Annotated in this window: 10 protein-coding genes; 8 read left to right on the top strand and 2 right to left on the bottom strand. The window is 37.9% G+C overall.

The window, feature by feature from the left end; all coding sequences use genetic code 11:
- The first annotated feature begins 240 nt into the window (after window positions 1-240).
- From psbA to FFO06_RS03770, 7 genes are all read left to right on the top strand, one after another.
- Window positions 241-1,323: a photosystem II q(b) protein gene (gene psbA, locus FFO06_RS03740; RefSeq protein WP_137906817.1), complete on the top strand. Its 1,083-nt coding sequence runs from the start codon at window positions 241-243 to the stop codon at window positions 1,321-1,323.
- Between the two features lie 156 nt (window positions 1,324-1,479).
- Window positions 1,480-2,760 (top strand): ATP-binding protein, encoded by a 1,281-nt coding sequence (locus FFO06_RS03745; protein WP_137906818.1) that lies wholly within the window; start codon window positions 1,480-1,482, stop codon window positions 2,758-2,760.
- Window positions 2,761-2,909: 149 nt separating this feature from the next.
- Window positions 2,910-3,386, top strand: a complete 477-nt coding sequence (locus FFO06_RS03750) for a GNAT family N-acetyltransferase (protein WP_137906819.1) — start codon at window positions 2,910-2,912, stop codon at window positions 3,384-3,386.
- The gene (locus tag FFO06_RS03755) at window positions 3,383-4,051 is read left to right on the top strand and encodes a ComF family protein (protein WP_137906820.1); all 669 of its coding nucleotides are present in this window, start codon (window positions 3,383-3,385) and stop codon (window positions 4,049-4,051) included. The genes FFO06_RS03750 and FFO06_RS03755 overlap by 4 nt, the downstream gene beginning before the upstream one ends.
- A gap of 50 nt (window positions 4,052-4,101) precedes the next feature.
- A complete protein-coding gene (locus FFO06_RS03760; RefSeq protein ID WP_137906821.1) occupies window positions 4,102-4,566 on the top strand; it encodes a PPC domain-containing protein in 465 nt (154 codons plus the stop codon).
- Between the two features lie 120 nt (window positions 4,567-4,686).
- On the top strand, window positions 4,687-8,817 hold the full coding sequence (locus FFO06_RS03765) for a TIR domain-containing protein (RefSeq protein WP_137906822.1): 4,131 nt from the start codon (window positions 4,687-4,689) through the stop codon (window positions 8,815-8,817).
- A 203-nt stretch (window positions 8,818-9,020) separates the two neighbouring features.
- Window positions 9,021-9,764, top strand: coding sequence for a TRP family putative cation channel (locus FFO06_RS03770; RefSeq protein WP_137906823.1), 744 nt, complete (start codon window positions 9,021-9,023; stop codon window positions 9,762-9,764).
- 116 nt (window positions 9,765-9,880) lie between these two features.
- Here the strand turns inward: FFO06_RS03770 and FFO06_RS03775 are convergent, their stop codons facing one another.
- The gene (locus FFO06_RS03775; RefSeq protein ID WP_137906824.1) at window positions 9,881-10,432 is read right to left on the bottom strand and encodes a DUF4231 domain-containing protein; all 552 of its coding nucleotides are present in this window, start codon (window positions 10,430-10,432) and stop codon (window positions 9,881-9,883) included.
- Between the two features lie 10 nt (window positions 10,433-10,442).
- Entirely contained in the window at window positions 10,443-11,216 is a 774-nt protein-coding gene (gene cobS / locus FFO06_RS03780) for an adenosylcobinamide-GDP ribazoletransferase (protein WP_137906825.1), read from the bottom strand.
- Window positions 11,217-11,411: 195 nt separating this feature from the next.
- On the opposite strand from cobS, the gene tgt reads away from it, so the two are divergent.
- Entirely contained in the window at window positions 11,412-12,548 is a 1,137-nt protein-coding gene (gene tgt / locus FFO06_RS03785; RefSeq protein WP_137906826.1) for a tRNA guanosine(34) transglycosylase Tgt, read from the top strand.
- Window positions 12,549-12,610 lie beyond the last annotated feature (62 nt).

Consider the following 12,610-nt stretch of genomic DNA (forward strand, 5'->3'; position numbering starts at 1 on the left):
TAAATCCCATGATATTAGGAAAACTTCTGAAATAGTCTAGAACTCCTGTGGGGTGGGCATCCTGCCCGCCCAATTATGACAATAGCTGCTGTAAATTCCATCATATCAGAAAAACTAATGATTTTCATAACTAATACTTACTTTAAATATCTTTACAAATCAAAACATAAGGCTTAATATAAATTCATGAGGTAGAAACACCTACCAAAACATACATAACTCAAACGCCATTATAAACACATGACCACAACATTACAGCAGCGCCAAAGCGCTAACGTATGGGATCGCTTTTGCGAGTGGATTACCAGCACAGATAACCGCCTATACATCGGTTGGTTCGGAGTATTAATGATCCCTACTCTCTTGAGTGCGATCGCTTGCTTTACTATCGCTTTCATTGCAGCACCTCCCGTTGACATTGACGGTATCCGTGAGCCAGTTGCAGGTTCTTTACTATACGGAAATAACATTATTTCCGGTGCAGTAGTTCCTTCTTCTAACGCTATAGGTTTACACTTCTACCCAATTTGGGAAGCAGCTTCTTTAGATGAGTGGTTGTATAACGGTGGTCCTTACCAGTTAGTAGTATTCCACTTCTTGATCGGCGTATTCTGCTACCTCGGTCGTGAATGGGAACTTTCTTACCGCTTGGGAATGCGTCCTTGGATTTGCCTAGCTTTCTCTGCTCCTGTAGCAGCAGCTACCGCAGTCTTCTTGATTTACCCCATCGGTCAAGGTTCATTCTCTGACGGTATGCCTTTAGGTATTTCCGGTACATTCAACTTCATGATTGTGTTCCAAGCAGAACACAATATCTTGATGCACCCCTTCCATATGTTAGGTGTAGCTGGTGTATTCGGTGGTTCTTTGTTCTCTGCAATGCACGGTTCTTTGGTGACATCTTCCTTGGTTAAAGAAACAACCGAGAACGAATCACAAAACTACGGTTATAAATTCGGTCAAGAAGAAGAAACCTATAACATCGTTGCAGCACACGGTTACTTCGGTCGCTTGATTTTCCAATACGCTTCCTTCAACAACAGCCGTTCTTTACACTTCTTCTTAGCTGCTTGGCCAGTAGTTGGTATCTGGTTTACAGCTTTAGGTGTAAGCACAATGGCGTTCAACTTGAACGGATTTAACTTCAACCAATCCATCATTGATTCTCAAGGTCGTGTAATTTCTACATGGGCTGACGTAATCAACCGCGCTAACTTAGGTATGGAAGTAATGCACGAGCGCAATGCTCACAACTTCCCTCTAGATTTGGCTGCTGCTGATGTTGCTCCTGTTGCTTTAACTGCTCCTGCAATCAACGGTTAATAACTAGAGTCTAGTTAAATAAAAAACGCTCTCCGCAAGGAGGGCGTTTTTATTATGAAAAATAAATTATTGTTAATCAGAGTTTGAATTATAATATTTGTGCTAGAAAAATAAAACGCAGTAAATACAGCAAATAAAGATAATAAAAGATAATATATGAGTCAAATAAAAGTTAAAAATTTCGGACCAATTAAGTCGGGTTTTGCAGAAAATAATGGATTTATAGATATTCGCAAAATTACTGTTTTTATCGGTAATCAAGGAACAGGAAAAAGTAGCATTGCTAAGTTAATATCAACATTAAGTTGGTTAGAAAAACAGTTGTATCGTAGAAATTTAGAAATAAAATATGTAACAAACTATAATAGGTTTGTTAAAACATATTGTAATTATCATAACTTGAAGAATTATTTCTTGCCAGAAACTGAAATTAAATATGTAGGAAATGCTTTTTATTTTTCTTTTGAAGATGGAAAATTAAACATTGATCCTATGACATCATCATTGTTCAATATTATGTGTATTGGTAATAATATTCACAAAGGATATAAAGAATATATTGTACCTAAAATTATGTATGTACCAGCAGAAAGAAACTTTTTTAGTGTTGTGAAGGAAGCTGAAAAAGTAAAAGGATTACCTCAATCATTATCTACTTTTTTTGAGGAATTAGAGCGTTCACAACAGGAATTATCAGAAAGTTTGACTTTACCAGTGGGTGATATAAAGTTGGAATTTGATCAAAAAAATAATACTTTAAATATTATAGGAAGTGATTATAAATTAAATATTTCCGAATCTTCAAGTGGGTTTCAGTCTTTTATTCCTTTGTTTTTAGTTTCTAGAAATATTGCGTTATCTATTGGTCAAAATAAAGATTCTTCCCAAAATGAACTTAGTGGAGAAGAACAACAAAGATTAAAAATAGAAATTGAAAGAATTCTATCCAATGATAATCTTTCTGAAGAACTTAAAAAGGCTGCTTTGGAAGTATTATCTTCTAAATACAAAAATGAATGTTTTTTAAATATTGTTGAAGAAATAGAACAAAATCTGTTTCCCAAATCGCAAAAAGACGTTTTATATAAATTATTAGAATTTGCTAACCTTACAGAAGGTAATACACTAATTCTTACTACCCACAGTCCTTATATTATTAATTATCTGACATTAGCAATCAAAGGATATCAGGTTTTACAGAAAATTCTAGATTTACCAAACAGCAATTTACTAAAAGAACAACTAGAAAATATTGTTCCTCAAGTATCTTGTGTATCTGATGAAGATTCAGTTGTATATGAATTAACAGAGACAGGGGAAATTATCAAACTTTCTACTTATGAAGGATTACCTACTGATGAAAATTATCTCAATTCTTTCTTAGCAGAGACTAATAACCTTTTTGATAATTTACTGGAAATTGAGGAACAAATATGAGTATAAATTTTTTTGATACTAATTGTCAGAGTCAGACAAATCAGCCTAAATTTGGACTTTGTGATGATCCTAACAAAGATAAAGATCCTAATTATTCAGAATACTATAAAAGTTTCCTAAATTAAAATACAACTTTATAAACTAAATTTATGTATCAATACCAAGATTTTATCATTCGTAATTGGCAAGAGAGCGATCGCACCTTAGCCTCCCAAGTCATTAGTTCTGTATTATCAGAATATGGTTTACCTTGGCAACCGGAAGCAGCAGATAAAGATGTATTAAATATTCAAGAATATTATTTAAAAACAGGTGGGGAATTTTGGGTAATTGAACAGGAATATCAAATTGTCGGGACTGCTGCCTATTATCCCATAAATCGCGGCGAAAAAGCGGTAGAAATCAGAAAAATGTACCTTTTACCAAAAGTACGCGGTTTAGGATTAGGAAAGTTTTTATTACAACAATTGGAAACGGTAATATCTGCGGGTGGTTTTGAGCAAATTTGGATTGAAACTGCTAGTATTTTAACAGAAGCTGTTAAACTTTATGAAAGTAATGGTTATTTACCAACAACAGGAGTAGAAACTACTAGATGTGATCTAGTTTATGTAAAATATCTATGATGAACATATTCCAAAATTTACTAAATCTTTTTCTCCAATCTGATTGTCCCCTGTGTCAACGTTCTACAGCCAGGGAACTTTGTCCATATTGTACCAGACAAGTTCAAAGTTGTCATCAACAAAATCCCGCTTATTTATGGAAACAACCATTACCAATATTTGTTTGGGGAAATTATGGTGGTGGTGTCAAAAGAGCGATCGCTGCATTAAAATATAAAAATCAGCCTCAAATTGGTTATCTTTTGGGAAAATGGTTAGGAGAATCATGGTTATTAAATTCACCACAACCCCAAAAACAGCTTTTAGTTGTTCCTATTCCTATGCACCCGAAAAAACAAAAACAAAGAGGTTTTAATCAAGCTGCATTAATAGCTGAAGGTTTTTGTCATGTCACAGGATACAAATTGAAAGTCAATGGTTTAGAACGCATTAAGGAAACTGAAGCACAATTTAGCTTATCCGCAGTTCAAAGACAAGAAAACTTAGCAAATGCTTTTGTCATTGGTAAAGATTTGCGTCGTCCTCCCAATATACCAATATTATTAGTGGATGATATTTATACTACTGGTGCTACTGTGAAAGCTGCTGTGAAAACACTGGAAATACATCAAATTAAAGTTTTAGGTGTAGCTGCTGTGGCCACAACAAACAAAGAAAAAAAATAAAGCTATATTAGATTAGTTACCCTGTATTTATGGGGAAAGTATTTTAATTTATGAAAAAGAATTTTGTAGTTGGTTTTAGACAAATTTTAATTATTCCTATCACATTACTAATAATAGGGATTGGCAGCAAAACAGTTTCCGCACAAAATACACAAAATAAATTATATAGTCCCATTCCTTTAACTGATTTTACAGAAATTTCTGATACTTTGTCAAACAAAGATATTCCCACAGGACAGGGAGGATTTGCTCGTGATTATGCGGTCAAATTAAACAAAGGTGATAATTTAGCGGTTGATTTATCATCGGAAAATTTCGACACTATTATTACACTATTAGCTCCCAATGGTACGACGGTTTTAGAAAATGATGATGGTCCTGAGGGTACGAGTAACTCTGTGTTATTTACCCGCATTACAGAAACGGGGACTTATATTGTCCGGGTTCGTTCTTTTGGGGAAACTGGGGTAGGGAAGTTTAAACTCAAAGTGACAAAACTGCAACCTGTGAAGTAGACCTGGGTTAGATGTGGGGTTTGATTCGTTGACAGTAGTTTAAAAAGCATTTATAATAACTTCATTACAACCTACTCAGGATGACTATATATAGATTATCTGAATGAAAAGGGGCAAAAAATGAATTTTTATGATGCTTTTATTTCCTATGGCCGTCCTGATAGTAAAGCCTTTGCTATAAATCTTAATGAAAAATTGACAGCAGCGGGTTTAAATGTCTGGTTTGATCAAGACGATATTCCCCCAGCAGTGGATTATCAAAAACAAATTGATGATGGCATAGAAAAAGCCCATAATTTCTTATTTATTATTGCTCCTCACTCAGTTAATTCTCCCTATTGTCTCAAGGAGATTGAACTGGCTATTAAACTAAATAAACGAATTATTCCTTTACTTCACGTTGAGCAAATTAGCCAGGAAATATGGCAACAAAGAAACCCGAATAAAACTGAAGAACATTGGCAAGAAGACCAACAAAAAGGGCTGCATTCTATTTATCCGAATATGCACTCAATAATTAGTAAAATTAATTGGATTCGGTTTGCAGATAATCTTGATGATTTTTCTAACTATTTTAACGGTTTATTGACTGCAATTAATAAACATCAAGATTATGTAGAACAACATACCAATTTTTTAGTGCAAGCTTTAGAATGGTCGAGAAATCAGCAACAAACCAATTATTTTTTGGTCGGGGAAGAAAGAGGAAAAGCGGAAAAGTGGTTAAAACAGAGATTTACTAAAGAACAACAGCCTTGTCTACCTACAGATTTACATTGTGAATTTATTTGTGAAAGTATAAAAAATTCTCATAATTTACTAAGTCAAGTTTTTCTAGCAGCCGCAGATAAAGACGAGGTAATTAAGGAGAAAATTAGAAAAACATTAATGCGTGAAAGTATTACTGTTTGGACAAACAAGACTGATATTAAAACCGGAACTGGATTTGAAAAGGCAATTAATCAAGGAATTGAAGGAGCAGATAACTTTGTCTATTTAATATCATTGGATTCCTTACAATCGGAATATTGTCAACAGGAATTAAATCAAGCTTTAGCAAATAATAAACGGATTATTCCTTTATTGGTTGCAGAACCTGATTTTAAATTAATTCCCCTAGAGTTAAAGAAATTACAGTTTATTGATTTTACTCAATCAGAAAACGAAGCAGAATATCGTTTCAGTACAGATAAATTATTACAAGAATTAAAGAAAGAATCTTCCTATTATGAAAAACATAAAATCCTGTTGGTCAAAGCCCGGAAATGGCAAAAACAAAATCAAAACCCTAGTTTATTATTGCGGGGTTATAACCTCCAACATTTTGCAGCTTGGTTAAAGGTAGCAAAACAGCGAGAAGATTATCCTCCCTTACCTTTACAAGAGGAGTTTATTACTACCAGTTTCAATCAATCAGAAGCATCTTCTTTAGAAGTTTTTATCTCCTATTCTCGTACCGATTCAGATTTAGCGCGGAAAATCAATGACGCTTTACAAGAATTAGGAAAAACGACTTGGTTTGACCAAGAAAGTATTGCTACAGGGACTGATTTTCAGCAGGAAATAAATCGAGGAATTGCCAATTCCGATAACTTTTTATTTATTATTTCACCTAAATCGGTAAACTCTCCCTATTGTGCTGGTGAGGTGGAATATGCCAAAAATTTGGGTAAACGTTTTATTACTGTACTACATCGCCCTTTATCAAATGATGATAAACAAAAACTCCCTGCGGCTTTAGCAAATGTGCAATGGCTCGATTTTAATCAGCATGGAGGGGAATTTTTTGCCAATTTTAATGAGTTAGTGAGGACGCTGGATACAGATAGAGATCATGTCAGAAGTCATACGAAATGGTCACAACGGGCTTTGGAATGGGATGAAAAGGGCAAAAATGTGGATTTGTTGTTACGAGGGAGTGAGTTTGCTGTTGCGGAAGCATGGTTAAAGACAGCAGAAACAGAGAATAAAAAGCCGGCTAGGACAGCTTTACAGAAGGAGTTGATTGATAAAAGTCGAGAAGCGATAGAAACACAAAAGAAACAAAATCAGCGTCAGTTATTGGTTTTGAGGTCGCTGCTTATGGGTGCTGTTGTTTTATTGGTGGCAGCAATTGGCACAACTGGCTTTGCTTTCTTACAAAAACGGGAAGCTGAAAAAGCTAAAAATCAAGCTCAAACAAGTGAGCAAAAAGCTAAAAAAAGTGAACGGGAAGCCAAAAAACAGGCAACTATCGCCAATAAAGAAAAACAAAATGCTGTCATAGCCAGCGATAAAGCTCAAAAAAGTGAGCAGGAAGCCAAAAAACAGACAACTATCGCCAATAAAGAAAAACAAAATGCTGTCATAGCCAGCGATAAAGCTCAAAAAAGTGAACAGGAAGCCAAAAAACAGACAACTATCGCCAATAAAGAAAAACAAAATGCTGTCATAGCCAGCGATAAAGCTCAAAAAAGTGAACGGGAAGCCAAAAAACAGGCAACTATCGCCAATAAAGAAAAACAAAATGCTGTCATAGCCAGCGATAAAGCTAAAAAAAGTGAACAGGAAGCCAAAAAACAATTAAAGCAAGCACAACTTAATCAAGCCGAATCTCTTGGTAGATCTTCTTTATCTTTATTTAATAATAATCAGAAATTCGATGCTTCTATCCAAGCAATTAAAGCAGGAATAATCCTGAGAACCCAGAAATTATTCAACTTAGTGGTGATGAATGCCTTACAAGCACCTCTTAGTGATACAAGTGAAAAGAATCGCTTGGTAGGGCATAGTGGTACTGTCTGGAGCGTCAGTGTTAGCCCGGACGGTAAGACTTTGGCTTCTGGTAGTGATGACCAGACAATCAAACTGTGGAATCTAGACACAGGTAAGGAAATTCGCACCCTCTCTGGGCATACTGATACTGTCTACAGCGTCAGTTTTAGCCCGGACGGCAAGACTTTAGCTTCTGGTAGTGATGACCAGACAATTAAACTGTGGAATCTAGACACAGGTAAGGAAATTCGCACCCTCTCTGGGCATAGTAATTGGGTCTACAGCGTCAGTTTTAGCCCGGACGGCAGGACTTTGGCTGCTGGTAGTGGTGACCAGACAATCAAACTGTGGAATCTAGACACAGGTAAGGAAATTCGCACCCTCTCTGGGCATAGTAATTCTGTCATCAGCGTCAGTTTTAGCCCAGACGGCAGGACTTTGGCTTCTGGTAGTGATGACCAGACAATCAAACTGTGGAATCTAGACACAGGTAAGGAAATTCGCACCCTCTCTGGGCATAGTAATTGGGTCAGAAGCGTCAGTTTTAGCCTGGACGGCAGGACTTTGGCTGCTGGTAGTTATGACAAGACAATCAAACTGTGGAATCTAGACACAGGTAAGGAAATTCGCACCCTCTCTGGGCATAGTAATTGGGTCAGAAGCGTCAGTTTTAGCCCGGACGGCAGGACTTTGGCTTCTGGTAGTGATCACAAGACAATCAAACTGTGGAATCTAGACACAGGTAAGGAAATTCGCACCCTCTCTGGGCATAGTAATTCTGTCTACAGCGTCAGTTTTAGCCCGGACGGCAAGACTTTGGCTTCTGGTAGTCAGGACAAGACAATCAAACTGTGGAATCTAGACACAGGTAAGGAAATTCGCACCCTCACTGGGCATAGTAATTCTGTCTACAGCGTCAGTTTTAGCCCGGACGGCAAGACTTTAGCTTCTGGTAGTGATGACAAGACAATCAAACTGTGGAATCTAGACACAGGTAAGGAAATTCGCACCCTCACTGGGCATAGTAATTGGGTCTGGAGCGTCAGTTTTAGCCCGGACGGCAAGACTTTAGCTTCTGGTAGTGGTGACCAGACAATTAAACTGTGGAATCTAGACACAGGTAAGGAAATTCGCACCCTCTCTGGGCATAGTAATTGGGTCTACAGCGTCAGTTTTAGCCCGGACGGCAAGACTTTAGCTTCTGGTAGTGATGACAAGACAATCAAACTGTGGAATCTAGACACAGGTAAGGAAATTCGCACCCTCTCTGGGCATACTGATACTGTCTTGAGCGTCAGTTTTAGCCCAGACGGCAGGACTTTGGCTTCTGGTAGTGGTGACCAGACAATCAAACTGTGGAATCGAGATTTCTGGAATCTAAATTTAGACTCTTTAATGGGTCGTAATTGCGATTGGATACGAAACTATTTACAAAATAATCTTACAGTTAGCAAAAGTGATAGAAATTTATGCAACGGCATTGGTACTCAAAAGTAAAGTAAAGTTTTTTGGTTCTACCGCTCCCCTTATGGAGAAGAATATGAATTTAATTTTTGTAGGTTGGGTAGAACGAAGACCAAACCCAACATTAGGGGTAGGATAGCAAGGGGTGTTGGGTTTCGTCCCTCAACCCAAGCTACAATAAATATTATTTTACATAAAGGGAACGGTAGAGCCAGTTTTTTTAATTCAATTTATTTATGAAAAAGTTTTTCAGTCTTTCCTTCCCAAGCGGACAAACAGCAGACGCGGTTCAAGTTGATGACTTTGTAAATTTGCCCACTGCCCTCCATGACCTCGGCTTTCAAGGTTCCCGTCCTTTGCTAGTATTAGTAGGTGGTGCAAGCAAGGTGAGTGAAGCTGACCTAGCCCGTCTGAGCCTGTTGTTTGTAGAAATCATAGCTCCCCTAGTTGAAGAGTTGAATGCCGATGTTGTTGACGGCGGTACTAATGCTGGTGTAATGAAAATGATGGGTCAGGCTCGTAGGGATATCAATGGGACATTTTCTTTAATTGGTGTCGCAGCAGTGGGGACAGTAACATTACCTAATGCAGTCCCCACATCTTCCAATACAGAAGCCTTAGAACCTCACCATACTCATTTTGTCTTAGTTCCTGGTTTTAATTGGGGTGATGAGTCCCCTTGGCAGGCCAGAATAGCAAGTTTACTTGCTAAGGAAGCACCATCAGTAACATTACTAATCAATGGGGGGGAGATTGCTTTAGTAGATGTGATGCAAAATTTAAAAGTTGGTCGGACAATAGTTGTAATTGCTGGTAGCGGTCGGCTTGCAGATGAAATTGCTTTTGCCAGAAACCATCCAGAGTCTGAAGCACGGGAAAAGGTCGCAGAGGTGGCAGGGCAAAGTAATCTGTTATTATTTGATCTATCACAACCAATGTCAGAATTAGCGAAGCTATTGAGACAGCAATTAACAAAGTGATTAAGACATTAATGAAGATACATATCCGAGAATTAAATATGCGTTTTCTAGAACCCTTGTAGAGACGTTCCATGGAACGTTTCTACTTTCTAGGAGATGTCTAATAATTAAACCTTCTACACTTCCGGCTTTTTTTCTTCTTTTTGCTTTTTAGTTTCTTGGGTGACTTTGGTGAGATAAACTTCTACATCACTCTGAATGATATTTTCCACATTCGCGGCAAAATTTTTAAAAGCCTCCTCATGGGTTTTGTAACTGGCATAGGAACCGCTGAGTTCCATCAATTCCCAACCTTCTCCTTTGAGAATTTCCGTTGTCCGCCGATAGTGTCGCCAACGTTCTCCATAATGAAAAAACTCCTCAACGGAGGAACTGATAGCTACCATTCCCGATAAGGCAATTGTAAAACCTTTCAGATATGAATCTAGGGCTTTATTATTAATATTTAAACTTATTAATATGGGAACAATTACACCTCCAATAATTGTTGTTAATCGCAGTTGATAATAGCGTTGACGGGCATCATTAGCCCGTCCTTCCATCCACAAAATCTGGTCTAACCAGCGAGACTTTAGATAATGCTTTTGTCTATCATTAAGTTCCAGAGTCTCAAATAAATTAATAAACTCTTGTTTTAATAATTGGGAATAAGAATCTTTTTTTGCCACAACTCACCCCTTAAATACTAGTAATTACACACAAAAACAAAGCCTCAGTCCACTCCACCACAGCCCCATAAGTATCTCCTGTATGTCCACCTAACTTATAATTAAACCAAGCTGGGGTAACAACAGAAATCACACTCCCAGATAAAACCATCCCCACAGCTAAAACTAAATTATGGGGATTGATTACCCAAACAACACCACTTAAACCAATTAACAAAAACCAACTGGGAAATAAATCAAAATAAGAACGAATGGCTTGTTTATGAAATGCACCCTTACCAGTAGGCTTCAGATAAGGATATTGACAAATAGCTATTTGTTGTCCCCAACGTCCCCACCCACAAGCAGCCATGAAGACTAAATAATGGTTTTCAGCTATATCTGTTAAAGCAGTTATTTTCAAAATAATAATCATTATAGCGGAAATTGCCCCAAATGCACCGGTAGCACTATCCATCATGACCTGTAACCGTCGTTGAGGATCACCCACTGCTAAACCATCCGCTGTATCCATTGCTCCATCTAAATGTAATCCTCCGGTAATTGCTATCCATGCACCCACTACCAAAGCATTACGGGTTAGCATGGGAATACCCAAATAATTCATACCTACATCTAACCCACCTAAAATACCACCAATCATTAACCCAATTACTGGCGCGAAACAAGCAACCTTTTGGAAGTTTAAATTTTGCACATTAGGTAGGGGAATAGCGGTATAGAAAATGACAGCCGCAACTAAATTTAAGAATTGCTGTTGCCACCAGCGTAATATCTTAGCCAAAACACTTGAATTATTGATGAGTATTAAGTTTTATAAATGTTCTGATCATCAATTACTCCCAGACAGATAATTTATCACAGATGACCAGACGTGGCTTCTCAATTTGATTTTATTGACAAAAACCCCACAAACTGCATCAAGTAGTCGAGAAAATGTTAAGTTGGTGGATAAATTTAGCGAAACCGTATTTTTGTCTTGAGTGCCAATTTTTCTTTTGAATGTCTCGCTACCTGTAGCCAGACTAAAGCCAGAGCCGGAATATTTTCTACTCCCCACGGACCAGTAGAAACGCCCAGGTTTATGCCTGTGGGAACATTAGCTAATGTGAAAACTATTACCCCTGCCCAATTGGCCGCAACGGGAGCGCAAATGGTTTTGGCTAATACCTATCATTTACATCTCCAGCCGGGAGAGGCTATTGTTGCGGGTGGTGGTGGGTTACATAAGTTTATGGGTTGGCCAGGTCCCATGCTCACGGACTCCGGTGGATTTCAGGTTTTTAGTTTGAGCGAGATGCGGAAAATTACGGAAGAAGGTGTAACTTTTCGCTCGCCTCATGATGGGCAAATGATTAAATTAACCCCAGAACGCTCTATTGAAATTCAGAATATTCTGGGGGCGGATGTGATCATGGCTTTTGATGAATGTCCTCCCTATCCTGCTACTCGTCAGGAAGTGGAAGCCGCTACTGACCGTACCTATCGCTGGCTAAAACGCTCTATATCAGCCCATAAACGCCAGGATCAGGCATTGTTTCCCATTGTCCAAGGGGGAGTATATTTAGATTTACGCGCCCGTGCTGCTGCGGAATTGGCGCAGTTGGATATGCCTGGATATGCCATTGGTGGTGTTAGTGTGGGTGAACCTACGGATTTAATGGCGCAAATTGTCCAAACTACAGCCCCGTTGTTACCTGTGAATAAACCCCGTTATTTGATGGGTGTGGGAACTTATCGAGAAATGGCAATTGCGATCGCTTCTGGGGTAGATTTATTTGATTGTGTGATTCCGACTAGATGGGCTAGACATGGTACAGCTATTGTCGACGGTGAACGTTGGAATCTCAAAAACGCTAAGTTTCGTGAAGATTTTACCCCACTGGATACAACTTGCCCATGTTACACTTGTGAAAATTTCAGTCGTGCTTATATATCTCATTTGGTGCGATCGCAGGAAATATTAGCTTATACTTTGTTGACTATTCATAACATCACTGAATTGATTCGCTTTACTCAAAAGATTCGAGCTTCAATATTAAGCGATCGCTTTATAACAGATTTTGGTCATTGGTTGCAACATGATGCTATTGATTTAGAAAAAACTGAGGACTAATCATGATCATAAATTCTGTAATCAATCCAAAATCTAAAATCTAAAATCCAAAATCGGATTAC

It is taken from the genome of Dolichospermum planctonicum (genome assembly GCF_005402965.1).
Taxonomy (GTDB): domain Bacteria; phylum Cyanobacteriota; class Cyanobacteriia; order Cyanobacteriales; family Nostocaceae; genus Dolichospermum; species Dolichospermum planctonicum.